This window comes from Aeromicrobium endophyticum, assembly GCF_003586285.1.
Taxonomy (GTDB): domain Bacteria; phylum Actinomycetota; class Actinomycetes; order Propionibacteriales; family Nocardioidaceae; genus Aeromicrobium; species Aeromicrobium endophyticum.
Genome location: NZ_QUBR01000001.1, coordinates 1,033,845 through 1,058,959, shown reverse-complemented (window position 1 = coordinate 1,058,959; position 25,115 = coordinate 1,033,845). Strand labels below are relative to the sequence as shown.

The window sequence follows — 25,115 nt, the reverse complement described above, 5'->3', positions numbered from 1 at the left end:
GGACACATCGGCCGTCGGCCCTTCGTCACCGGCATTGGTGATTCGACCACGCACTCCTGTGGTTTCCGCCAGGATGGGACGTCGACCTTTCGACAGGCTCAAGGGGCGGTGAGTCGTTGGTTCAGCTCTAGGGGCATGCAGTGGGACAGACCGGACGACAGATGCGTCAGCGCACCGTCAAGGCCATGAAGACGTCGAACACCAAGCAGGGCAAGGCGCGGGTCGAGCCCACCCGTGGCGCGAGGCTGCGCTACTGGTTCGACGGCACCATGGCCCGCGGCACGTCCGCGCTCGTGGCCTGGCTCGCGGTGGTCACGGTCGTCCTGATCCTGGTCTTCGCGGTGTTCGTGACCATCACCGGGCTCGAGCCGGGGCAGGGCAACGTCAAGGGCGGGTTCCTCGGCCGTGTGCTCACGACCTTCTTCCACACCCTCGACCCCGGCACGGTCGCGGGCGACTCGGGCACCTGGCGGTACATCGTCACGATGCTGGTGCTGACGGTGGCCGGCCTGTTCATCGTCAGCGCGCTGATCGGCGTCATCGCCACCGGCATCGACGACAAGCTCGCCGAGCTGCGGCGCGGACGCTCCCTCGTCATCGAGAAGGACCACACCGTCATCCTCGGCTGGTCCGACTCGGTGTTCGCGATCGTGCGCGAGCTGTCGATCGCCAACGAGAGCCGCAAGCGTCCGGCCGTCGTGATCCTCGCCGAGCAGGACAAGGTCGACATGGAGGAGCAGATCCGCGAGAAGCTCGACGACCTGCGCGGCACCCGCGTGGTCTGCCGCACCGGGTCGGCGCTGGACCTCGGCGACCTCGCGCTGACCAACCACTCCCTGGCCCGCTCGATCATCGTGCTGTCGCCCGGCGGCGACGAGCCCGACAGCGAGGTCATCAAGACCCTGCTGGCGCTGACGCACGACGGCGACGGACCCCACATCGTCGCGGAGATCCAGGACCCGCAGAACCTCGAGGCGGCCCGGCTCGTCGGCGGCCAGCGCACCGTCATCGTCGACAAGCGCGAGACGATCGCCCGGCTGATCGTGCAGACGTCCCGGCAGTCGGGGGCGGCGGCGGTCTACACCGAGCTGTTCGACTTCGACGGCGACGAGATCTACTTCCACTCCGACGCATCCCTGCGCGGCAGCACCTTCGCCGAGGCCGTCGCGGCCTACGAGACTGCGTCCGTCATCGGCCTGGTCTCGCCCGACGGTTACGTCGAGCTCAACCCCGCCATGGACACGGTCGTCGGCGACAGCGAGCTGGTCGTGGTGGCCGAGGACGACTCGGTGCTCGCCGGCGCGTCGCGCAGCTCGGCGGACGTCGACCGTTCGCGCATCAACACGGCACCGGTCGCGCCCGAGTCGACGTCGAAGGTGCTGATGCTCGGCTGGAACGAGCGCGCCGCGACCGTCGTTCGCGAGCTCGACGAGTACGCGCAGCCGGGCTCGACGCTCGAGATCCTGACCGAGCTCGGCACCCCGGACGTGCCGACGCTGACCAACCTCACCGTCACCACCTCGCGCGGACGCACGTCCGACCGGGCCACGCTCGACCGCTACGGCATCACCGACTACGACCAGATCATCGTGCTCTGCTACTCCGACGAGCTGCCGGTGCAGCGCGCCGACGCCCGCACGCTGGTGACGCTGCTGCACCTGCGCGAGATCGTCGGCGACCGGGCGAAGGGCGAGCGGCCGTCGGTCGTCAGCGAGATGCTCGACGACCGCAACCGCGCGCTGGCGCAGGTGGCCCACGTCGACGACGTCATCGTGAGCGACGAGATCCTCAGCCTGATCCTGTCGCAGCTGTCGGAGAACGACCGGCTCGAGGCGGTCTTCCAGGACCTGCTCGACGCCGACGGCGCCGAGATCTACCTGCGCCCGGTGCACGACTACGTGCTCGACGGCGAGCCGGTCTCGTACGCGACGGTCGTCGCAGCGGCGGCACAGCGTGGCGAGACGGCCCTGGGCTACCGGGTGTCGGCCGAGTCGGACGACGCGTCGGCCGGCTTCGGCGTCTACGTCAACCCGGCCAAGTCGGCGACGTTCGCCGTCCAGCCCGCCGACCGCGTCGTGGTGCTGGCCGAGAGCTGAGCGCCGCAGGCCCCGCCCGAGATGTCGGCACTTCTTGCTGGTGCAGGCCTCTGTGAGCAGCAAGAAGTGCCGACATCTTGGGGGTGGGGTCAGCCGTAGTGGCCGGCCTCGACGTCGTCGAGGAGCGTCGGGCCCGTGGGCGTCCAGCCCAGAGCTCGACGCGTGATGTCGCTGGAGGCGGGGGCGTCCATGGCGACGAACCCGCCCAACCAGCCGAAGTGCTGCTCGGCGGCGTCGGACGACACCGACCGGGTCGGCAGGCCCAGGCGGCGACCGAGCGCGTCGGCGAGGTCGCGGATCGCGACGCCCTCCTCGGCGCAGCCGTGCAGCACCGAGCCGGGAGCCGCCTGCTCGACGGCCAGGCGGAACAACGCCGCGGCATCCGAGCGGTGCACGGCCGGCCACCGGTTGCTCCCGTCGCCGATGTAGGCGACGAAGCCGGAGTCCCGGGCGATCTGGGCATACCTGGCGACGAAACCGCCGTCGCCCTCGCCGTGCACCGACGGTGCCAGGCGGACGACCGACGACCGGACGCCCTGGTCGGCCAGAGCCAGCGTGGCCTCGGTGCCGGCGATGCGTGGAGAGGCGTGGCCCGTGGCCGTCGGCACGTCCTCCTCGGTGGACGGGCGTCCGAATGACAGCCCGGCCAGCCCCGAGGCGATGACCAGGGCCGGGTCGTCGCCGCCGACGGCCGAGCCGAGCGTCTCGATCGCGACGCGGTCGACCTCGGCTGCGGCGGCGAACTGCCCCGAGAACGCGAGGTCGTGCTTGAAGGCGAGGTGGATCACGGCGTCCGCGTCGGCAGCCGCGGACCGCAGCACGTCGAGGTCGTCGAGGGAGCCGCGGACGGCCGTGGCGCCCAGCTGGGAGATGGTCGCCGCTGCGGCGTCGGTGCGGGCGAGGCCGGTGACCTCGTGGCCTGCGGCGAGCAGCTCGGGCACGACGGCCGAGCCGATGAAGCCGGAGGCTCCGGTGAGGAGGATGCGCATGGTGGTCCTTTCGACAGGCTCGAGGAGCCGAGCCAAGTGATGTCAGTCTCTGACATCGACGATAGCAGATGATGTCAGTTACTGACATCGCCTAGGATCGGACCGTGAGTCGATGGGATCCGGATGCGAAGGGCCGCCTGGCCATGGCTGCCCGCGAGCTCTTCGTCGAGCAGGGCTTCGACCGCACGACCGTGGCCGACATCGCCGCACGAGCGGGCCTGACCGAGCGCACGTTCTTCCGGCACTACGCCGACAAGCGCGAGGTGCTCTTCGCGGGGGACTGGCTCGCGGCCCGGATGACCGAGGACGTCGCCGAGGCGCCCGCCGACCTGACCCCGATCGAGATCGTGACCCGGGCGGTCGAGAACGCGTGCGACGGCATCACGAGCAGTCCCGACTGGTCGCGCGACCGGGCGCGCATCATCGCCGATCACCCCGAGCTGCAGGAGCGTGAGCTCGCGAAGATGGGGATGCTCGCGGGCGTCCTGGCCGGCGGCCTCCGCGAGCGGGGCGTGCCGGACGTGACGGCGACGCTGGCGGCCGAGCTGGGCGTGTTGGCGTTCCGGTTGGCGTACGAGCGGTGGGCCGGGGGGCGGCGGTCCACACGGATGGCGCCGCTGGTCCGGGTCGTCCTCGCCGAGATCGAGGGTGTCGCCGGGGGAGCGTGAGTCGGAGCACGTTCGCTGGGATCGGGAACACGGCCGTACCTAAGATGGTTGCAGCAAGCAATCGTTGCTCTCTCCATGACTTTCGAAAGACACATCTGTGCCCTCCACCGCTCGTCGCACCCACTACTGGGTGACGTTCGCCGTCCTCGCCGTCTCCGTCGCCTCGTACACGTTGATGCAGTCGCTGACCATCCCCGTGCTCTCCGAGCTCGAGACCGAGTTCAACACCGACCAGAACACCGTCACCTGGCTGCTCACCGGCTACCTGCTGTCGGCCTCGATCTTCACCCCGATCATGGGTCGCCTCGGCGACGCGTACGGCAAGCAGCGCCTGCTCGTGATCTCGCTCGCCGCGCTGGCGATCGGCTCGCTCGCCGCGGCCCTCGCGCCGACCATCGGTCTGCTCATCGCCGCCCGCGTGCTGCAGGGCGTCGGCGGCGGCGTGCTGCCGCTGGCCTTCGGCATCATCCGTGACGAGTTCCCGCGCGAGAAGATCGGCGGCGCCGTCAGCATCGTCTCGTCGCTGCTGGCCGTCGGCTTCGGCGCCGGCATCGTGATCGCCGGCCCGCTGTCGTCCGCGCTCAGCTACCACTGGCTGTTCTGGCTGCCCTTCATCGTCACCGCGGTGGCCGCCGTCGTCGCCGCCGTCCTGGTGCCGGAGTCGCCGGTGCGCACGCCGGGACGCATCGCGATCGTCCCGGCGATCCTGCTCTCCTCGTGGCTCGTCGCCCTGCTGCTGTCGCTCAGCCAGGCCCCGCAGTGGGGCTGGGGCGACGCCAAGACCATCGGCCTGCTGATCGCCGCCGCCGTGCTCGCCGTCGCGTGGGTGCGCGTCGAGCTGGTCGTCGACGTCCCCTTGATCGACATGAAGATGATGCGCCTGCCCGGCGTGTGGACCACCAACCTGGTCGCCCTGCTGCTCGGCGTCGGCATGTACGCCTCGTTCGGCTTCATCCCGCAGTTCAACCAGACGCCCAGCTCGGCCGGATACGGCTTCGGCTCGACCATCACCGAGTCGGGCATGATCCTGCTGCCGTCGGCCATCATGAGCTTCCTGACCGGCCTGGTCGCCGCGCCCATCGCCCGGCGCATCGGCCCCAAGACGGTCGTCGTCTTCGGGTCCGTGCTCGCCGCCGTCGGCATGTTCATGATGGCCGCGTTCCACGCCGAGCCGTGGCAGGTCGCGGTCTCCAACGCCATCACCGGCACGGGTATCGGACTGGCGTTCGCGTGCCTCGCAGGCCTCATCGTCGCTGCCGTCACTCCTGAGCAGACCGGCGTGGCCAGCGGCATGAACGCCAACATCCGCACCATCGGCGGCTCGATCGGCACCGCGGTCATGGCCAGCATCGTCACGGCGCACTTCCTGCCCAGCGGCTTCCCGAAGGAGGTCGGCTACACGGCGGGCTTCGTCGTCCTGGGCGTCGCGCTGCTCGCGGCGGCCGCAGCCGGCCTGGCCATCCCCTCGATGTCCGAGAAGGCCATCGAGGACAAGCTCGAGCAGGAGCGCATCGACCGCGAGCTCGCGGTCATGAGCGCCTGACGCCGTGCCCCTGCCGAGATCGGGAGGCACCCGGACGACCGTCGCCGTGCTGGCGCTCGGCACGGGTGCCTTCGGCCTGCTCCAGTCGCTGATCTACCCGGTGCTGTCGCAGGTGCGGGAGCGCTTCGACTCCGACCAGTCGACCGTCACCTGGGTGCTGACGGCGTACCTGCTGTCCGCAGCCGTCGCGACGCCCTTGATCGGCCGCATCGGCGACGCGGTGGGCAAGCAGAGGATGTTGGTGGTGACGCTGTCGCTGCTCGCGTCCGGCTCGGCGATGGCGGCCCTCGCGCCCAGCATCGAGTGGCTGATCGCCGCTCGGGTCGTGCAGGGTCTCGGCGGCGGCGTGCTGCCCCTGGCCTTCGGCATCATCCGCGACGAGGTCCCTCCCGCGCGGTCGGGGACGGCCGTCGGCCTGGTGGCCTCGCTGCTGTCCGCCGCCTTCGGCATCGGCATCGTGCTGGCCGGGCCGATCGTCGACGGCCTCGGCTACACGTGGCTGTTCTGGCTGCCAGCGATCGTCACGGCCGTCGCCGCAGTGGGTGCGGTGCTGTTCGTCCCGGAGTCGCCCGTGCGGTCGAGCGGCCGCATCAGCTTCCTGCCCGCGGTGCTGCTCGCGGGATGGCTCGTGGCACTGCTCCTCGCGGTCAGCGAGGGCAACACCCGCGGATGGGCGTCCATGGAGATCCTCGGGCTGTTCGCCACCGCGGTGGTGCTGGGCGTGGCGTGGGTCGTGTCCGAGCGCCGCGTCTCCGTCCCCTTGATCGACCTCGACCTGATGCGTGAGCGCGGGGTGTGGACGTCCAACGCCGTCGCGTTCGCCGCCGGCTTCGGGACGTTCGCATCGCTGGGCTTCCTGCCGCAGCTGCTGCAGACGCCCGTGGCGTCCGGCTACGGCTTCGGCGCCACGATCTCGCAGTCCGGCTGGGTGCTGCTGCCGACGTCGGTGGCCGCGTTCGTGACGGGCTTCGTCGCACCGCGGCTCGTGCGGCGGTTCACGGCGCGCCGGGTCATCAGCGTCGGTGCTGCGGCCAGCGTCGTGGCGTTCGGGGGCGTGGCCATGTTCCACGGCGAGTCGTGGCACGTCAGCCTGCTGATGGTGCTGCAGGGCGTCGGGGTGGGCTGCATCGTCTCGAGCCTGGCGGGCGTCGTGCTGGCCTCGGTGCCGCCGCACCAGACCGGTGTCGCCAGTGGGATGAACGCCAACATCCGGCTCATCGGCGGCTCGATCGGCACCGCAGTGATGGGCGGCATCATCACGGCCCGCACCGGTGCCGGCGGCTTCCCGCTCGAGGTCGGCTACCGCGACGGCTTCCTCGTGCTGGCCGTCTCGGCACTGGCGACGGTGGGCCTGGCCCTGCTGGTCCCGCGGGTGCCGTCGTACACGTCGGCTCGGGCGCAGGCCGAGCCGGAGGTCGCGCTCACGCGAGCCCCCTGACGTCCCGGAGCGGGTCTAGCCGCCCAGCTCCTCGAGCAGGTCGATGAAGCGCTGCGCCGGCTCGGCGCGGTCGCGACCGAGGTAGTAGTCGGCGCGCTCGCGGCGGGCACCGGCGAGCGGATCCTTGCCGAGAGCGGCGTCGAGCGCGGCGTCCAGCTGCGTCAGGTCGCGGTCGACGACGTAGGCGGCCTGCGCCGTCGGGTGCGCGGCGCGGAACGCGTCGGGATCGTCGAACTGGGCGGCGTACATCACCAGCGGCTTGAGGCTGGCCATGAAGTCGACCACGATGCCGGAGATGTCGGAGACCATCGCGTCGGCGGAGTTGAATGCCTCGATGAGCGGCTCGTCCATCGCCTCGGCGCCGAAGCGGTGCGGACGTCCGGTGGCGCCGGCGTCGGCGGCGAGCAGCTCGTTGACGCGCACGATCATGGCCTCGGCCTCGACGTGGTTCTGGCCCGCGAAGTGGCGGCGGAACACCACGGTGCACCCCCGGTCGAGCAGCGCCTGCACGGTGCGGTCGGCGACCGCGAGCGACGAGACGTTGAGGGCGTCGTCCGCGTGCCGCCACGTGGGCGCGTACAGCACGGTCGGGGTGCGCGGCATCCGTGAGGCGCCCGGCTGGATGCCCTCGGTCTGCGGACGTCCGATGACGCGGATCTTGTCGGCGGGCACGTCGAGGCCGGCGTTCGCGAACCGGTCGATCGCGGCCTGGCCGGCGACCGCGACGAGGTCGTACGCGAGCACGCGGTCGGAGGCGCTGAGCGGCTTGTCGCTGTCGCCGTGTCCGAGGAAGACGTGCGTCGCGTCCGCAGCCGCGATGAACTCGGTGTTGCTCGCGGCGCCGTGCGGGTAGAGCGCGAGCGTGACGCTGGGCGGGACGTCGCCCTGGACGATCGGCGTCGTCGGGTACATCTCGGCGAGCTGCTCGAACAGGGCCCGCGAGCGGGCGACGACGACCCACGGGATGCCGGTGCGCTCGATCCACGGCGACCACATGCCGATGTGATGCCCGGCCTTGCCGGCGTAGGGCATCGCGATGCGCGGCTCGAAGGCGTCGACCGCGGCACGGACCTCGGCGCATCCGCTGCGGTAACGACGGAAGATCGCCGTGATGAGCCCGAGCACGGCCAGGCCCAAGAAGGCGGCCGCGACCTGGAACGCCGGCTGGAAAGCGATGGCGACGACCGTCAGCACGATCGACAGCGCGGCCGCCACGGCCCACACCCGGAAGCGGAACGGGGGCGTCGGGCGCACCCAGATCGGCTGGCCGGGCACGTGGGCGGCCACCGGGGGCCGGGCGACGGCTCCGGAGCGGGCCAGCGGTGCGGTCGCCAGCCCCAGGGCCAGGATCACGAGGGCGACGACGATCACGCCACGACTCTAGCCGTCCGGCCGGTTGGGGCCCCCTCGCCTCGGGTACGGGTGGGGCCGGGTCGCCAAGGGCCCGCTGAGGAGCGTGCAGAAGATGTCAGAGCCCACCCGTCGTCCCATCGTCGTCGTCACCGGCGGCAGCGCCGGCATCGGACGAGCGGCGGTGCGGGAGTTCGCGAGCGCGGGCTACGACGTCGCGATCCTCGCGCGCGGCCAGGCCGGCATCGACGGGGCGGTCGCCGATGTCGAGGAGCTGGGCGGCACCGGCCTCGGCCTGTCGGTCGACGTGTCGAAGATCGACGAGGTCGAGTCCGCGACCGACCGCATCGAGGCCGAGCTCGGGGAGATCGACGTGTGGGTCAACAACGCGTTCGTCGGCTCGCTCGCGCCGTTCTGGGAGACGTCGCCGGAGGAGTTCGAGCGGATGACCGACGTGACGTACTACGGGCAGGTCAACGGCACCCGCGCCGCCCTTCGCGTCATGCGGGGGAGGGACCGCGGCGCGATCGTCAACGTCTCGTCGTCGTTGGCGCACCGTGCCATCCCGCTGCAGTCGGCGTACTGCGGGGCCAAGCACGCGGTCAAGGGCTTCACCGAGTCGGTGCGGGTCGAGCTGCGAGCCTCGGGCAGCGCGGTGACGATCGGGCTGGTCACGCTGCCGGGCGTCAACACGACGCAGTTCAACTGGAACCTCAACCGCATGCCTGACCACCCGCAGCCCGTCGCGCCGATCCTCGAGCCCGAGACCGTCGCGAAGGCCATCGTGTCGGCGGCGCAGCACCCGCGGCGCAACACCTGGGTGGGCATCGCGACGGCGTACACCGTCCTCGGCAACCGCATCGCGCCGTGGTTCATGGACCGGTACCTCGCCCGGACGGGCATCGACGGCCAGCAGACCGACGAGGACGCACCGCGCTGGGGCTCCAACCTGTTCGAGCCGCAGGACGCCGACGTCGACCGTGGTGCCCGCGGTCCGTTCTCGGACAAGTCCGGCACGTTCGACCCGGTGTCGCTGGTGTCGCGCAGGGCTGCGGCGGTGAAGTCGCGCCTCGGTCTGTGACCCGCTCGACCGGCGCTTGACGCGGAGCGGGAACAATCTCTCGCACAAGATGGTTGAATGTTGTATGACCAATGTCGGATTTCTGTCCTTCGGGCACTACCAAGCCGTCCCCGGGTCGCAGACCCGCACGGCCGGCGACGTCCTGCTCCAGTCGATCGACCTCGCGGTCGCCGCCGAGGAGATCGGCATCGACGGCGCGTACTTCCGGGTGCACCACTTCGCCCGGCAGCTGGCGTCCCCGTTCCCGCTGCTGGCCGCGGTCGGGGCCCGGACGAGCCGCATCGAGATCGGCACCGGCGTCATCGACATGCGCTACGAGAACCCGCTCTCGATGGCTGAGGACGCCGCCGCGGCCGACCTGATCAGCGGGGGGCGGCTCGAGCTCGGCATCAGCCGGGGATCACCCGAGACGGCGCTGCGTGGCTACGAGTCGTTCGGCCACGTGCCGCCCGAGGGCATGTCGGACGCCGACATGGCTCGCGCGCACGCCGGGCTCTTCCGGGCCGCGATCGCCGGAGCCGGCGTGGCCGACTCCGACCCGCGGATGACCGGTCAGTCGGTGCGCCTGCCGGTGATGCCGCAGGCTCCCGGCCTGTCCGACCGCATCTGGTGGGGCGCGGGCACCCGCGCCACCGGCGAGTGGGCGGCGCGTGAGGGCATGAACCTGATGAGCTCGACCCTGCTCACCGAAGACACGGGCGTGCCGTTCGACGAGCTGCAGCTCGAGCAGATCCAGCGCTACAAGGCCGCCTGGGCCGAGGCCGGGTGGGAGCGCGAGCCCCGCGTCTCGGTCAGCCGCAGCGTCATCCCGCTGCTCGACGCCCAGGACCGTGCCTACTTCGGCGAGCGGTCCGGCGACGACCAGCTGGGCCACCTCGACGGAGGCATCGCCCGCTTCGGCAAGTCGTACGTCGGCGAGCCCGACGTCCTGGCCGAGGAGCTGGCCAAGGACGTCGCGGTGCGCGAGGCCGACTCGCTGCTGCTGACGGTGCCCAACCAGCTCGGCGTGGCCTACAACCAGCGACTGCTGGCCGCGCTGGCCGAGCACGTCCTGCCGGCGATCGGCTGGAAGCCGCGGGTCTGACCTGCCCTCCGTCCGGGGCGGTGGATTCTCCACCGTTCCCGCTGGGGCGGTGGATCGTCCACCGTCTGGCCCCGTTCGAGCCCTGAGACGGTGGAGGATCCACCGCTGTCGGCCTTCGGTGGAGGATCCACCTCCCCCGAGGGGCGGTTGGTCATCCGGCCGACACATCGACCCGGCAGACTAGGGGCGTGACCTCTCAGAGCCGCACGACCGAGCAGATCCTCGCCTCCGACCGGCGTCAGCCCGATGCCGCCTCGTTCGGTGGCGGGCTGTCGTCCGATGCCGAGCACGCCGCGCTGCGGGCGTCCGTCCGGCAGCTCACGACGCTGCTGGGCGAGGCGCTCACCCGGCACGAGGGTGCCGAGCTGCTCGACCTCGTCGAGACGGTGCGCCGCCTCGCCCGCCAGCCCGAGGACGCCGAGCTGAAGCAGACGCTCGACGCGATCGAGCCCCGCACCGCCGTGGTGCTGGCGCGCGCCTTCACGGCGTACTTCCAGCTCGTCAACACCACCGAGCAGCTGCACCGCTGGCAGGAGATTGCCGCCGACGAGCAGGGCCCGCTCGCGACCACCGTGGGGCGCATCGCCGACGCGCTCGCCGACGGCAGCCTGACGCACGAGCTGCTGGGCGAGGTGCTCGAGCGGCTCGAGTACCGCCCCGTCTTCACGGCGCACCCCACCGAGGCGAGCCGTCGCAGCGTGCTGCGGCTGCTCCGCAAGGTCGCCGAGACCGTCCGCGCGATGGAGGACCCCCGCCGTCCCGCGGCCCAGCAGCGCGCCGACGAGCGTCGCCTCGCCGAGCTCGTCGACCTCGTGTGGCAGACCGACGAGCTGCGGGTCGTGCGCCCCGAGCCGTCCGACGAGGCCCGCACGGCTGTCTACTACCTGCGCTCGATCGCCGCCGAGGTCGTGCCCGACCTGCTCGAAGAGCTCGACCGGCAGCTCGCCCGGGTCGACGTGACGCTGCCCGCGACCGCTCGTCCGTTGCGCTTCGGCACCTGGGCCGGCGGCGACCGCGACGGCAACCCCAACGTCACGCCTGCCGTGACCCTCGAGATCCTGCACCTGCAGCACCTGGCCGGACTCTCCGAGCTCATCGCGCTCGTCGACGAGGTGCTGACCGAGATGACCGCCTCGACCCGCATCGTCGAGGCCACCGACGAGCTGCGCCAGAGCCTCGAGGCCGACGCGGCCGCGCTGCCCATCACGTGGGAGACGATCCGCCGCCTCAACGCCGACGAGCCCTACCGGCTCAAGCTCAGCTTCGTCCGCGTCCGCCTGATGCGCACCCGCGACCGACTGGTCGACGACACCCCGCACGAGGACGGTCGCGACTACCTGTCGGCCGACGAGCTCATCGCCGACCTGCTGCTGGTGCGTGACTCGATGCTGGCCGCGGGAGACCGGCTCACCGGCGACGGTGCGATCCTGCGCCTCGTCCGCACGGCCGTCACCTTCGGTGCGGGCCTCGCCACGATGGACGTCCGCGAGCACAGCGAGAAGCACCACGCGGCCCTGGCCGAGCTCTACGCCCGCCTCGGCGACGACACCTACGCGACGCTCGACCGACCCCGGCGCATCGAGGTGCTGAAGCGCGAGATGGCGTCCAGCCGCCCGCTCACCGGCGTCGGCGCCGGTGGCCTGGGCGAGGCGGCGACGGCCTCGCTCGACCTGCTCGGCGTCATCCGCGAGGCGCTCGACACCTACGGACCCGAGGTCGTCGAGACCTACATCGTCTCGATGACCCACGACGTCGACGACCTGTTCGCCGTGGTCGTGCTGGCGCGCGAGGTGGGCCTGGTCGACCTGACCGGCCCCGAGGCCGTCGCCCGCATCGGCTTCGCCCCGCTGTTCGAGACCGTCGCCGAGCTCGAGAACGCCGGCCCGCTGCTCGAGGCGCTGCTGGGTGATCCGACCTATCGTCGCGTGGTCACGGCGCGGGGCGACGTGCAGGAGATCATGCTCGGCTACTCCGACTCGTCCAAGGACGCCGGCATCGCCGCCTCGCAGTGGCAGGTGCACCGCGCACAGCGCGCCCTGCGCGACGTCGCCCGCAAGCACGGGGTCGTGCTGCGCCTGTTCCACGGTCGCGGCGGGTCGACCGGACGCGGCGGCGGACCCACCGCCGAGGCGATCATGTCGCAGCCCTACGGCAGCCTCGACGGCCCGATCAAGATCACCGAGCAGGGCGAGGTCATCTCCGACAAGTACGCCCTGCCGGGTCTCGGCCGCCAGAACCTCGAGGGCGCCCTCGCCGCGGTGCTCGAGGCGTCCGTGCTGCACCGCACCTCGCTGCTGCCGGCCAACGTGCTCGACGGCTGGAACGCGACGATGGACCTCGTCGCCGAGCAGGGCAAGCAGGTCTACCGCTCGCTGGTCGGCGACGAGGCGCTCGTCCCGTTCTTCGTCTCGGCCACCCCGGTCGACGAGCTCGGCAAGATGAACATCGGCTCTCGCCCCGCCAAGCGTCCGGGCGGGCTCGGCGGTCTCGAAGACCTGCGCGCCATCCCGTGGGTGTTCGGGTGGACGCAGTCGCGCATCATCCTGCCCGGCTGGTTCGGCGTCGGCTCGGGCCTCAAGGCCGCCTTCGACGACGGTCGCGGCGAGACCCTGCAGCAGATGTACGGCTCGTGGGCGTTCTTCCGCACCTTCGTCTCGAACGTGCAGATGACGCTGACCAAGACCGATCTCGACATCGCCGCCCAGTACGTGCAGGCGCTGGTGCCCGAGCAGTCGCAGGGGCTGTTCGACGTCATCCGGCGCGAGCACGAGCTCACGGTCGAGCAGGTGCTGCGGGTCACGGGAGACGAGACGCTGCTGCAGTCCGCGCCGGTCCTGCGCCGCACGCTCGAGCTGCGCGACTTCTACCTCGCCCCGCTGCACGCGCTGCAGGTGTCCCTGCTGCGCGCCTCGCGGGCGGCGGACGAGCCCGACGAGGACCTGCAGCGTGCCCTGCTGCTCACGATCAACGGCATCTCGGCGGGTCTGCGCAACACCGGATAGCCACCGCCGCGCACCGTCGGGGAGGGGCGGATGCCCGCGGTTGGGTCTATGCTCCGAAGACCGTGACGGTCTGACCGGGGGGTTCGCATGTCACAGTCCGACGAGGTGTTCTTCGAGACGCTGCGCGACCTGCAGCCCGACGTCGACATCGTGGTGCTGCCACCCGAGCCGCCGCCCGCCGCTCCGGACGCATCCCACGACGACGCCGTGGCGGCTGCCCGCGGCACGGCCCAGACGCTCGACGCGCTCCTGGCCGAGTCGGGCGTCGGCGGACGTCCGCGTACCGACCACGAGCGCTGGGACCGCAAGCAGGTCGACGTCCACGTCCACGTGAGCCGCGCCCGGGTCGAGCACGACGACTCCTACGCCGCCACCGAGTCGCTGCTGGCCGTCGGCGACGTGCTCGAGGCGGGCGGATGGCAGCCCCGCCCGATCGACTCGCCGACACCCTGGCTCCGCGCGACGTCGCCGTCCGGTCTCGAGGCCGACGTGGCCGTCGAGCGGTCGCACCTGGTCGTCACCGTCACCAGCGCGCCGCTGCGGCTGGAGGACGATCCGTCGTGAGCGCGCCGTTCCTGCTCACCTACGCGACGCTCGCGCGGGCCGCGGCGATCTGGGACGACCAGGCGGAGGTGCTCCGTGGCGGCCACAAGCGCCTCACCGACGCCCGCAGCGCCACCGGCGCCCTGGGCGATCGCGTCGCGCCCGTCGCCGAGAGATATCTGGACACCTGGCTCGCGCAGGCCACGACGCTGGCCGAGGCAGCGCAAGGGCGCAGCGTCGGGCTGACGTCGTTCATGCGCAGCGCGGCCTACTTCGACGCGTCGGCCGCCGCCGACATCCGGGCCGTGCTGCCCTGGTCGGAGCGCGACCTCTCCGGTCCGATGGGCCCGCCCCGTCTCGTCGTCCCCTCACCGAGTCCGGGGCCGACGCCGTCCCCCAGCCCGGGGCCGCAGCCATGACGGCGATCGCCAGGCCGGTCGCGGTGCCCGAGCTCACGATCGAGCCGGGTGCTCGCTCGGTCGCGTCCGGGGTGCGCGCCTGCGCCGTCGCGATGTCGGACGCCGGAGACGTCATGCGGCACCACGCGGCCCCGGCCGGCTTCGAGGGCGATCCGGCCGAGACCGCCCGCCACGCGATGACGTCGACCGCGGACGACGTGCAGGCGGCCGTGGCGGCCCTGCAGGTGGGGCTGGCCGCGCTCGACGCCTTCTGCGACGAGACCGAGCAGATCCGCTCCGACCGCATCGACCTCGCGACACGCCACGGTCACCTGGTGACGGCCGCCGACGACCTCGAGCGCCGGCAGTCCGCTGCCGAGCCCGCAGCGGGCCTCGACGCCGAGATCAGCCGGCACAACGGCCAGGTCGACACGTTCGCGTCCGACGTCGTCGTCTGGGAGCAGCGCATCACCCGCGCCGAGGACCGCCTGGTCTCGGCCCTGCGCAGCGCCGACAGCACGGCGGAGGCCGACCGTCTCGCGACGTCGGCCCCCGACGTCCCCGGGCTCACGGACGAGCTCGATCGCGTCAAGAACGACCCCGCAGCGATCTACACGTGGTGGAAGGGGCTCAGCCGGGCCGAGCGCGAGGCGCTCAAGATCGCCCGGCCCGAGCTGATCGGCAACACCGACGGCATACCGATCGCCGACCGTGACGAGGCCAACCGGGCACAGCTGAGTGCCCTGCACAACACGCTCGAGCAGCGCGAGGCCGACGACGAGCTGACCGACGCCGATCGCGACCTGAAGGACAAGATCGCCGCCATCCACCAGGGCCTCGACAAGGCCGCCGATCAGTTCGACGAGAACGGCGATCCGCTGCCGACGTACCTGATGGTGTTCGACCCCGACGCGGCGAACGGCGACGGTCACGCGGCCATCGCGTTCGGCAACCCCGAGACGGCCGATCACGTGTCGGTCAACGTGCCGGGGCTCGACAGCACGATGGACACCTTCGACGGCGTCTCTGGCGATGCCGCGGCCGTCCGCGAGGCCGCCTCCCGCAACGGCAACGGCAGCGTGGCCTCCATCGCGTGGCTCGGGTACGACGCACCCGACTTCGACGCGTCGGTCGACGGCATCCGTGACGGCCTCGGCGTGGCGGGCGAGGGCAAGGCCGCCGCCGGCGCCAAGAACCTCTCCGACTTCGTCGACGGCCTGAAGGCCACCCGCCAGGGCGACGGCCCCGCCCACTACACCGCCATCGGTCACAGCTACGGCTCCGTGACGGTCGGCACGGCAGCCGGTGGCGACATGCGCGTCGACGACGTCGTGCTGGTCGGCAGCCCCGGCGCCGGCGGCAAGAACCCGCACGCGTCCGACCTGCACGGCAACGTCTTCGTCGGATCGTCCGACGAGGACTTCGTGACCCACCTGGGCGGTGACGATCGCCGCCTGCTCGGCGCCGATCCCGCGCACGACGACTTCGGCGGCACCCGTTTCAAGGTCGAGCCGCAGGGCGAGTTCAGCTTCGACGGCGACGGGTTGAAGGCCGGGATCGAGAACCACACCTCGTACTTCGACGACGCCGACCAGATGGAGCGCGAGCACCGCGGCGACCGCGACTCCGACTCGTTGGTCAACATCGGCAAGGTCGTCTCGGGTCGAGGAGACTCCGTCGACGAGGTCTCGCCCCGCACGGAGTCCAACGACGCGTGGTGGTTGAAGCAGGCGGGCCAGAGCTGGCTCGACCGGCACACGTCCCATCGGGGAGGATGACGAGCATGCGGAGGCTCAGGGCAGGTGCGGCTCTCGTCGTCGGCGTCGTCGTCCTGACCGCAGGATGCGAGGACGCCGTGGAGCCCACCCAGTTCACGTCGATCAAGGATCGGGCCGAGTACAAGGCCACGACGTCGGAGGTCGACGGCGTGCTGGGCCAAGCCGTCCAGACGGCTGTCGCGGCCGCCGGCGGACGTCGGCTCAACGGAGCCGACCGGGCGAGCGACACGATCTGCGACCCGGTCTACGGCCGACGGTTCCGCGAGCTCGAGGCCGGCGGCACGTTCGTGCTCGACGCCGGTTCGGTCGAGACGGGCGTCGAGCAGATCCGTGCGGCGTGGAAGGCGAAGGGGTGGGACGTGGAGGTGACCCCGCCCGGCACCGTCCGCCTGACGCAGTCCACGTCCACCGGCGTGCGCTTCAGCGTGCGGGCCGAGCTCAGGGCCGTCGACAACAACCCGAGCCTCATCGGGGTCAGCATGTCGCTCCTCAGCACCTGCCTCGAGCTGCCCGACGACGTCATGGACGACCTGTGACCGGCACCTCTGGATAGGCTCCTCCCAACTGTCAACAGTTTGGAGAGATCGTGCGTGTCGTGACCCAGCAGACCCTCGGCGGGCCGGAGGTGCTCGAGATCGCGGAGGCGCCCGTCCCCGTGGCCGGCCCCGGTGAGATCGTCGTCGCCGCCCGTGCCATCGGCGTCAACCCGCTGGACGTCGCCGTGCGCGAGGGCTGGTACCCGATCATCGGCGAGCCCCCGTTCACGCTCGGCTGGGACGTCGCCGGCACCGTCGAGGCGGTGGGTGACGGGGTCGACGACGTGGCCGTCGGCGACCGCGTCTTCGGCATGCCGCGCATCCCCGAAGGGGGCAGGACGTACGCCGACCAGGTCGTCGTGCGGGCCGTCGACGTGCTGCGCACACCCGACTGGCTGGACGACGTCCGGGCCGCGGCCCTGCCGCTCGTCGCGATCACCGCGCACCGCTCGTTGGTCGAGATCGGCGGGCTTCGCGAGGGGCAGCGCGTGCTGGTGCAGGCGGCCGGCGGCGGCGTCGGGCACCTGGCGGTACAGCTGGCCAAGGCGATCGGTGCCGAGGTCCACGCGACCGCGAGCGCCGGCAAGATCGACTTCGTGCGCAGTCTCGGCGCCGATCACGTCATCGACTACCGCGAGCACCGGTTCGAGGACGAGGTGAGCGACGTCGATGTCGTGCTCGACCCCTTCGGCGGCGAGAACGTGGCGCGATCGTTGAGCGTCGTGCGTGATGGCGGCGTCATCGCCTCGCTGCTCGACGTGCGCGACGAGGACGTGACGGCTGCGGAACAACGCGGCGTCGTGCTCGACCGCATCAAGATCGTCCCGAGCCGGATCGCGCTGCAGGCATTCGTCGACCTGATCGCCGAAGGTCGCGCCGACGTGCACGTGGCGGGCACGTTCGCGCTCGGCGACGTCGCCGCCGCGCACCGCGAGCTGGCTCAGGGCGTCGCCGGAAAGCTCGTCCTCCTGCCGTAACGCCCCGTCAGCCAGAACGCGCCAAGAGCCAGAACGCCCCTTGAGCTTGTCAAAAGGGCCTTTCGACAAGCTCAAGGGGCGAAGGGCCTACAGGCCGAGGCGGGCCTTGAGGCCGTCGAGCTCGGTCCAGAGGACGGCCGGCAGGGTGTCGCCGAACTTCTCGAACCACTCGTTGATCTGCGGCAGCTCGGCGGCCCACTCGTCGGTGTCGACCGCGAGCGCCTTGGCGAGCTGCTCCTCGGTGACGTCGAGACCGTCGGTGTCGATCGACGACGTCGGCGGCACGAGGCCGATCGGCGTCTCGTGCGCCTCGACCTTGCCCTCGACGCGGTCGATGACGTACTTCAGGATGCGGCTGTTCTCGCCGAAGCCCGGCCACAGGAAGCCGCCGTCGTCGTCGCGACGGAACCAGTTGACGTAGAAGATCTTCGGGAACTTCGACTCGTCGTTGTTCTTGGCCATGGTGATCCAGTGACCGAAGTAGTCGCCCGCGTCGTAGCCGATGAACGGCAGCATCGCCATGGGGTCACGGCGCACGACACCGACCGCGCCGGTGGCGGCAGCGGTCGTCTCGGACGACAGCGTGGCGCCCATGAACGTGCCGTGCGTCCAGTCGCGCGCCTCGGTCACCAGCGGGATCGTCGTCTTGCGACGGCCGCCGAACAGGATCGCGTCGAGCGGGACGCCGTTGGGGTCGTCGTACTCGTCGGCGAGCGTCGGGCACTGCTTGATCGGGGTGCAGAAGCGGCTGTTGGCGTGGCTCGACAGCTGGTCGCTGTCGGGGGTCCAGTCGTTGCCCTTCCAGTCGGTGAGGTGGGCCGGCGGCTCGTCGGTCATGCCCTCCCACCAGACGTCGCCGTCATCGGTCAGGGCGACGTTGGTGAACACCGAGTTGCCCTGCTCGATCGTGCGCATCGCATTGGCGTTGGTGTCCCAGCCGGTGCCTGGCGCGACGCCGAACAGGCCGAACTCGGGGTTGACGGCGTACAGACGTCCGTCGGCGCCGACGCGGATCCAGGCGATGTCGTCGCCGATCGTCTCGACCGTCCAGCCCGGGATCGTCGGCTCGACCATCGCGAGGTTGGTCTTGCCACACGCGCTCGGGAAGCCCGCGGCGATGTACTTGACCACGCCCTCGGGGTTGGTGAGCTTGAGGATCAGCATGTGCTCGGCCATCCAGCCCTCGTCGCGGCCCATCACCGAGGCGATGCGCAGCGCGTAGCACTTCTTGCCCAGCAGGGCGTTGCCGCCGTAGCTCGAGCCGTACGACCAGATCGTCCGCTCCTCGGGGAACTGGACGATGTACTTGGTGTCGTTGCACGGCCACGCGACGTCGGTGGCGCCGTCGACGAGCGGTGCGCCGAACGAGTGCAGCGCCGGCACGTAGTCGGCCTCGGTCTGCTCGATCTTGTCGAGGACGTCGCGGCCGATGCGCGCCATGACGGTCATCGATGCGACGACGTAGGCCGAGTCGGTGATCTCGACGCCGAACATCGGGTGGTCGGACTCGAGGTGACCCATCACGAACGGGATGACGTACATGGTGCGTCCGCGCATGCAGCCGTCGTACAGCCCACGCATGACCTGCTTCATGTCGTCGGGGGCCATCCAGTTGTTGGTGGGACCGGCGTCCTTCTCGTCGACCGAGCAGATGTAGGTGCGGTCCTCGACGCGGGCGACGTCGTTGGGGTCGGAGGCGCAGTAGAAGGAGTTGGGCTTCTTCTCGTCGTTGAGACGGATGAAGGTGCCGGCCTCGACGAGGCGGTCGGTGATGCGGACCCACTCTTCCGGGGTTCCCTCGCACCAGTAGATCTCGTCTGGCTGGGTGAGGGCGGCGACCTCGTCGACCCAGCTCTGGAGCTTGGCGTAGGACGACTGGTAGGTGGACTGGACGGCGGTGTCTGCAGACATGTGAACTTTTCCTTCTCGCGCATCGCGGGCCAAGCGCATTGACTCGCACTCCTGGGACCATCGGGGCCCCGGGTAGCTGATGTGTGATGAAAAATCGTCACCGACGGGCGGTGGCGATTCGTGTCACGTTACGGGTGATCGCACCGCCGGGGATATGCGTTCGACGGTGGAGTTGATCACATGAGTAGACCTATGTCAGGTGGGTAGGGGAGCCCGATTTCGGCTCAGCGGGCGGGCACGGTAAGGTTGGCGAGGCCCTACGGGGTGTGCGCCCGTAGCTCAACGGATAGAGCATCTGACTACGGATCAGAAGGTTAGGGGTTCGAATCCCTTCGGGCGCGCGACACCACGAGAACCCCGCTCCTCACCGGAGCGGGGTTCTTGCTGTTCCGGCCCTCAGGGGCGGACGGGCGGGGTCGAGCGTCCGAAGCCCGCCGCCCGCGTCAGGTGCGTCAGCAGCGGCTGCACCCGGTAGGGCAGCGGCGTCGTGAGGGCCAGCTTGGTGTCGGAGTGCGAGACGCCCGGCAGGCCGACGATCCGCTGGATCAGCTCTTGCAGCTCGGCGTGGCTGGTGGTGCCGAGGCGGACGAGCAGGTCCTCGCGGCCCGTCGTGGCGTGCACCTCGAGCACGTGAGGCATGGCGGTCAGCTGAGCCACGATGTCGTCGAGCCGTCCCTGCTCGAGGGCGAGTGCCGCGAAGGCCTGCACCGAGATGCCGACGGCCGCGAGGTCGAGGCGCGGCATGAAGCCCGACGTCAGGCCCTCGTCGTGCAGCCGTCTGAGGCGGGCCTGCACCGTGTTGCGGGCCACCCCCAGCAGGCCGGCGAGCTCGACGACACCCGTGCGGGCGTCGCGGGTGAGTGCGCCGATGAGCTCGGCGTCCAGGCGGTCGATCCTGAGCATCGTGGTCACCTCCGATGTGTCCGGGGTCACTGTACGCACCGATCGGGTCAGTTGTCAGCCGAGTCGTTGACCCTGATGCGTGGCTCTTGCACGATCGGTTGACCATCTCGCCTTCTCAGGAGACGCATGACCGAGCTGCTGCAGCCCACCGCCACGCGCGTGACGACCGCCGACGAGACGCCGTTCGCCGAGGACGATCTCGGCACCCACGAGCGCATCGTCCACGCACACGACGAGCGCAGCGGGCTGCGCGCGATCATCGCGATCCACAGCACGCTGCTCGGGCCCGCTCTCGGCGGCACCCGCTTCTACCCGTACCCGGACGCCGGTTCGGCGCTGACCGACGTCCTGCGCCTCTCGCGCGGGATGACGCTCAAGGCGGCCGTCTCGGGCCTCGACCTGGGCGGCGGCAAGGCGGTCATCCTCGGCGACCCCCGCCGCGCCAAGACGGCCACGCTGCTGGAGGCCTACGGCCGCCTGGTCGAGTCGTTGGGCGGCACCTACATCACCGCCGGCGACGTCGGCACCACGTCCGACGACATGGACGTCATCGGCCGCACGACCCGGCACGTCGTGGCGCGCACCGCTGCGGCCGGCGGCTCGGGCGACTCCGCCCCGATGACGGCTTTGGGCGTCTTCGAGGCCATGCGAGCCGCGGCCGGACGCACGTGGGGCGCCCCGACGCTCGACGGGCGGACCGTCGGTGTCGAGGGGCTCGGCAAGGTGGGCCGCCACCTCGTGGCGCTGCTCGTCGAGGACGGAGCGCGCGTGCTCGCCGCCGACGTCGACCCCCAGGCCTGCGCCGACGTCAGCCGAGACGTGCCGGAGGTGACGATCGTCGATCGGGTCGTCGACGCCGAGCTCGACGTCTACGCCCCCTGCGCCATGGGCGCCACGGTCTCGGCGACGACGGTGCCCGGTCTCACCGCCCGCATCGTGTGCGGCGCGGCCAACAACCAGCTCGCGACACCGCAGGTCGAGGACGAGCTGTCGGCCCGCGGGGTCCTGTGGGTGCCCGACTTCGTGGCCAACTCCGGCGGGCTGATCCAGGTGGCCGGCGAGCGCACTGCCAGCACGGCCGACGACGTCCGCAGCCGCGTGCTGGCGGTGCACGGCACGGTCGACGGCATCCTCGCCCTCGCCGCCGAGCACGGCGAGACGCCCGGTCGGGCCGCGGTGCGCGTGGCGCAGGCGCGTCTCGACGATGCCCGTACGCGCGCCGGAGGGGGTTCCCGGTGAGCGTCGTCGACGTCGCCGACGACGTGACCCTGGCCGACCGCTACGAGCGACGGGTGGGACGGGTGCACCTGACCGGCATCCAGGCGCTGGCGCGCCTGCCGATCGACCAGGCTCGCCGCGACCGCCTGACCGGCCGCCGCATCGGCACCTACGTCAGCGGGTACGAGGGGTCGCCGCTGGCAGGCTACGACCTCGAGCTCATCTCGCAGCGCGACCTGCTCGACGAGCACGACATCGTCTTCGAGCAGGGGCTGAACGAGGAGGCCGCCGCGATGGCGGTCCAGGGCAGCCAGCTCCTCGGCGAGCTCCCGGCGACCGTCGAGGGCGTCGTGGGGTTCTGGTACGGCAAGGCGCCGGGCCTCGACCGGGCGACCGACGCGATCCGCCACGCCAACCTGATGGGCACAGCCCCCACCGGCGGCGTCGTGGCGCTCGTCGGCGACGATCCTGCCGCCAAGTCGTCGAGCGTGCCGTGCGCGTCCGAGCGGGCCCTCGCCGACCTGACGATCCCGACGTTCTACCCCGCCGACGCGGCGGAGGTCCTCGAGCTGGGCCGTCACGCCATCGCCCTCTCGCGGGCCAGCGGGCTCTGGACCGCGATGAAGATCGTCACGGCCGTCGCCGACGGGTCGGCCTCCGTCGACCTGCTCGACGATCCCGCGCCGGTCGTCGTCCCGGTCGGCTCGCACGCCCACGAGCCGACCGCCAAGCTGCTCGCACCGGTGCTCGGCCCGCTCGAGCGCGACTTCGCCACGACCCGCCTGCGCATCGTCGACGACTACGTGCGGCTCAACGGCCTCAACCGCGTCGTGGTGCGGCACGCCGACGACCGGGTCGGCATCCTCACGTCCGGCAAGACGTACCTGGACGTCCGCGAGGCCTTGACCACGATCGGGCTCGACGACGCGGGTCTCGAGCGTGCGGGCATCCGCATCCTCAAGGTCGATGTCGTGTGGCCGCTCGCGGCCGACGCCGTCCGCGAGCTCGCCGACGGTCTCGACGAGATCGTGGTCGTGGAGGAGAAGCGGTCGTTCCTCGAGACGGCCGCCAAGGACGTCCTCTACGGCCTGCCGGGCGCTCCCGTGGTGACGGGCAAGACCGACGTCGACGGCAGTGAGCTGTTCGCGTCGTACGGCGAGCTCGACGCCGACTCGGTGGCCCTCGGGCTCGCCAAGCGGCTCGCGGGTCGTCCGGGCGCCGAGCCCGTCGACGCCTGGCTCGCGGCACGACGCGACGCCTTTGCGCGCGAGCGGCTGCAGCTGCCGATCCTGCAGCGCACGCCCTATTTCTGCTCCGGCTGCCCGCACAACACCTCGACCAAGCCGCAGACGGACTCCCCGGTCGGCGGCGGCATCGGCTGCCACGCGATGGTGCTGCTGATGGACCCCAAGCAGGTCGGCGACGTCGTGGGCCTGACGCAGATGGGCGGCGAGGGCACGCAGTGGCTCGGCATGGCCCCGTTCGTCGAGGCGCCGCACTTCGTGCAGAACCTCGGGGACGGCACGTTCCACCACTCCGGCAGCCTCGCGATCCGCGCGGCCGTCGCCTCGCGTCGCAACCTGACGTACCGCATCCTCTACAACTCGACCGTCGCGATGACCGGCGGCCAGGACGCCGTCGGGCAGATGGACCTGGCGCGCATGGTGGCCAACCTGCGCTCGGAGGGCGTGGCGCGCATCATCGTGACGACCGACGACGTCCGCCGCACGCGCCGCGAGAAGCCGGGGCGCGGCGTTACCGTGTGGCCCCGGACGAGGATCGGCGAGGCCGAGGCCGAGCTGGCCGCGACCCCCGGGGTCACGGTGCTGATCCACGACCAGGAGTGCGCGACCGAGCTGCGTCGCAAGCGCAAGCGCGGGCTCGTCGAACGTCCCACCGAGAAGATCATGATCAACGAGCGGATCTGCGAGGGCTGCGGCGACTGCGGCGAGAAGTCGAACTGCCTGTCGGTGCACCCGGTCGAGACCGAGCACGGGCGCAAGACCACGATCCACCAGGCGTCGTGCAACACCGACCTCACGTGCCTGACGGGCGACTGCCCGGCGTTCATGACCGTGACGCCGGGCGCGCGACGCACCGGCCCGGCCCACCTCGAGCCCCTCGACGCCGACGCCCTCCCGAGGCCTGCGGTCTCGGCCGCTCGCGACCAGGCCGTGAGGCTGATGGGGATCGGCGGCACCGGCGTCGTCACCACGACGCAGGTGCTCGCGACGGCCGCTCTGCTGTCGGGCCGGCACGTCAGGTCGCTCGACCAGACGGGCGTCGCCCAGAAGGGCGGCGCGGTCGTGTCGGACGTCCGCTTCTCGCCCGAGCCCTTCGACACCGCCAGCAGGATCGGCGAGGCGGGGTGCGACCTCTACCTGGGGCTCGACGGTCTGGTGGCGGTCGCCCCGGCCAACCTCGCGGTGCTGGCGCCCGCTGCCACGGTCGTGCTGTCGACGTCCATGACGCCGACCGGCGCGATGGTCAGCGACCGGACCGTGAGCTTCCCTGCCGTCACCGAGCTCGTCGGGCGGATCGAGTCGCGACTGGACGGCGGCCAGGTCACCGCGCTGGACGTGCGGGCGATCGTGGAGCCCTTGTTCGGTGCCGAGCAGCTCGCCAACCTGTTCATGGTCGGCGTCGCCTACCAGCTCGGTGCGCTGTCGCTCGAGCCGTCGGCGATCGAGGGGGCCGTCGAGCTCAACGGCGTCGCCGTCGACGCCAACGTCCAGGCGTTCCGGCGCGGGCGTCAGCTCGTCGCCGACCCGGACGGCCTGCATGCTGCCGTCGCGCAGCGGACCGCGGCTCCGGCGGCGTCGTCGCTGCCGAGCCGCGCCCCGGTCGAGGTCAGGGCGGACGCCGGCTCGGAGCTCGAACGGCTCGTGCGCCTGCGCGGGGCCGAGCTCGTGGCCTACCAGGACGAGGCGTACGCCCGGCGCTACGAGCGGCTCGTCGAGCGCGTGCGGTCGGCCGAAGAGGCCCTCGGACGCGTCGACGGGTCCCTCAGCGAGGCGGTGGCCCGTCACTACTTCAAGCTGCTGGCCTACAAGGACGAGTACGAGGTGGCCCGGCTGGCGCTCGACCCGCACGAGCGCGAGCGGGTCGCGCAGGAGGCGGGTGCCGATGCCCGCGTGCAGTGGCGCCTGCACCCACCGGTGCTCCGTGCGCTCGGCATGAGGCGCAAGATCGCGCTGGGACCGTGGTTCGGCGTGGTGTTCGCGGGGCTCTACCGCCTGCGGCGTCTGCGGGGCACCGTGCTCGACCCGTTCGGGTACGCGCACGTCCGCCGTGTCGAGCGCGACCTCGTGACCGAGTACGAGGCGACCGTCGCACGTCTGCTCGAGGTGCTCGACGACTCGACGCACGCAGCCGCGGTCGAGATCGCTGCGCTGCCCGACATGGTGCGCGGCTACGAGCACGTCAAGCTCACGAGCGTCGTCGACTACCGGTCGCGGGTGGCTGCCGGGCTGGCAGCCCTGGAGGCCCCGCCGGCGACGTGACGGTTTCTGTCGGTGGCGTCTGGCAGCATCGCGACGAAGCCCACCCCGCGTTGATCGGGGTGGGCTTCGCCAGTGGCTGTTGGCTCAACCACACAAC

The 25,115-nt window shown here is 71.4% G+C and carries 18 protein-coding genes and 1 tRNA gene; 15 read left to right on the top strand and 4 right to left on the bottom strand.

From position 1 onward, the window contains the following. Window positions 1–140 precede the first annotated feature (140 nt). A complete protein-coding gene (locus DX116_RS05210; protein WP_147393585.1) occupies window positions 141–2,096 on the top strand; it encodes a CASTOR/POLLUX-related putative ion channel in 1,956 nt (651 codons plus the stop codon). A gap of 89 nt (window positions 2,097–2,185) precedes the next feature. On the opposite strand, the gene DX116_RS05205 is transcribed toward DX116_RS05210, so the two are convergent. Then, a complete protein-coding gene (locus DX116_RS05205; RefSeq protein ID WP_119703102.1) occupies window positions 2,186–3,085 on the bottom strand; it encodes an SDR family oxidoreductase in 900 nt (299 codons plus the stop codon). 104 nt (window positions 3,086–3,189) lie between these two features. On the opposite strand from DX116_RS05205, the gene DX116_RS05200 reads away from it, so the two are divergent. From DX116_RS05200 to DX116_RS05190, 3 genes are all read left to right on the top strand, one after another. Then, window positions 3,190–3,753, top strand: a complete 564-nt coding sequence (locus DX116_RS05200; RefSeq protein ID WP_147393584.1) for a TetR/AcrR family transcriptional regulator — start codon at window positions 3,190–3,192, stop codon at window positions 3,751–3,753. 97 nt (window positions 3,754–3,850) lie between these two features. Then, window positions 3,851–5,296 (top strand): MFS transporter, encoded by a 1,446-nt coding sequence (locus DX116_RS05195; RefSeq protein WP_119703100.1) that lies wholly within the window; start codon window positions 3,851–3,853, stop codon window positions 5,294–5,296. Window positions 5,297–5,300: 4 nt separating this feature from the next. Further along, entirely contained in the window at window positions 5,301–6,734 is a 1,434-nt protein-coding gene (locus DX116_RS05190) for an MFS transporter (protein ID WP_119703099.1), read from the top strand. 15 nt (window positions 6,735–6,749) lie between these two features. On the opposite strand, the gene DX116_RS05185 is transcribed toward DX116_RS05190, so the two are convergent. Beyond that, entirely contained in the window at window positions 6,750–8,105 is a 1,356-nt protein-coding gene (locus tag DX116_RS05185) for a CDP-glycerol glycerophosphotransferase family protein (RefSeq protein ID WP_119703098.1), read from the bottom strand. Window positions 8,106–8,199: 94 nt separating this feature from the next. On the opposite strand from DX116_RS05185, the gene DX116_RS05180 reads away from it, so the two are divergent. The 8 genes from DX116_RS05180 to DX116_RS05145 all read left to right on the top strand — a co-directional run bounded on the left by DX116_RS05180 (window position 8,200) and on the right by DX116_RS05145 (window position 17,483). Beyond that, window positions 8,200–9,165: an SDR family oxidoreductase gene (locus DX116_RS05180; protein ID WP_119704136.1), complete on the top strand. Its 966-nt coding sequence runs from the start codon at window positions 8,200–8,202 to the stop codon at window positions 9,163–9,165. Between the two features lie 64 nt (window positions 9,166–9,229). After that, entirely contained in the window at window positions 9,230–10,249 is a 1,020-nt protein-coding gene (locus tag DX116_RS05175; RefSeq protein ID WP_119703097.1) for an LLM class flavin-dependent oxidoreductase, read from the top strand. A 188-nt stretch (window positions 10,250–10,437) separates the two neighbouring features. After that, a complete protein-coding gene (ppc, locus tag DX116_RS05170) occupies window positions 10,438–13,251 on the top strand; it encodes a phosphoenolpyruvate carboxylase (protein WP_119703096.1) in 2,814 nt (937 codons plus the stop codon). 87 nt (window positions 13,252–13,338) lie between these two features. Then, on the top strand, window positions 13,339–13,815 hold the full coding sequence (locus DX116_RS05165; RefSeq protein WP_119703095.1) for a hypothetical protein: 477 nt from the start codon (window positions 13,339–13,341) through the stop codon (window positions 13,813–13,815). After that, complete coding sequence (locus DX116_RS05160) at window positions 13,812–14,213, top strand: hypothetical protein (RefSeq protein WP_119703094.1); 402 nt, start codon at window positions 13,812–13,814, stop codon at window positions 14,211–14,213. The genes DX116_RS05165 and DX116_RS05160 overlap by 4 nt, the downstream gene beginning before the upstream one ends. Further along, window positions 14,210–15,970 (top strand): alpha/beta hydrolase, encoded by a 1,761-nt coding sequence (locus tag DX116_RS05155; RefSeq protein WP_119703093.1) that lies wholly within the window; start codon window positions 14,210–14,212, stop codon window positions 15,968–15,970. The genes DX116_RS05160 and DX116_RS05155 overlap by 4 nt, the downstream gene beginning before the upstream one ends. A gap of 5 nt (window positions 15,971–15,975) precedes the next feature. Further along, the gene (locus DX116_RS05150; RefSeq protein WP_147393583.1) at window positions 15,976–16,506 is read left to right on the top strand and encodes a hypothetical protein; all 531 of its coding nucleotides are present in this window, start codon (window positions 15,976–15,978) and stop codon (window positions 16,504–16,506) included. 59 nt (window positions 16,507–16,565) lie between these two features. Continuing rightward, window positions 16,566–17,483: an NADP-dependent oxidoreductase gene (locus tag DX116_RS05145; protein ID WP_199715931.1), complete on the top strand. Its 918-nt coding sequence runs from the start codon at window positions 16,566–16,568 to the stop codon at window positions 17,481–17,483. 87 nt (window positions 17,484–17,570) lie between these two features. Here the strand turns inward: DX116_RS05145 and DX116_RS05140 are convergent, their stop codons facing one another. Then, window positions 17,571–19,394 (bottom strand): phosphoenolpyruvate carboxykinase (GTP), encoded by a 1,824-nt coding sequence (locus DX116_RS05140; protein ID WP_119703090.1) that lies wholly within the window; start codon window positions 19,392–19,394, stop codon window positions 17,571–17,573. Window positions 19,395–19,662: 268 nt separating this feature from the next. Between DX116_RS05140 and DX116_RS05135 the strand changes: the two genes are divergently transcribed. Continuing rightward, window positions 19,663–19,735: transfer RNA gene (locus DX116_RS05135), tRNA-Arg, on the top strand. A 55-nt stretch (window positions 19,736–19,790) separates the two neighbouring features. On the opposite strand, the gene DX116_RS05130 is transcribed toward DX116_RS05135, so the two are convergent. Continuing rightward, a complete protein-coding gene (locus DX116_RS05130; RefSeq protein WP_119704135.1) occupies window positions 19,791–20,297 on the bottom strand; it encodes an Lrp/AsnC family transcriptional regulator in 507 nt (168 codons plus the stop codon). A 126-nt stretch (window positions 20,298–20,423) separates the two neighbouring features. Between DX116_RS05130 and DX116_RS05125 the strand changes: the two genes are divergently transcribed. Continuing rightward, window positions 20,424–21,536, top strand: a complete 1,113-nt coding sequence (locus tag DX116_RS05125; RefSeq protein WP_119703089.1) for a Glu/Leu/Phe/Val family dehydrogenase — start codon at window positions 20,424–20,426, stop codon at window positions 21,534–21,536. Beyond that, a complete protein-coding gene (locus tag DX116_RS05120; protein ID WP_119703088.1) occupies window positions 21,533–25,018 on the top strand; it encodes an indolepyruvate ferredoxin oxidoreductase family protein in 3,486 nt (1,161 codons plus the stop codon). Before DX116_RS05125 ends, DX116_RS05120 begins: the two co-directional genes overlap by 4 nt. Window positions 25,019–25,115: the final 97 nt, after the last annotated feature.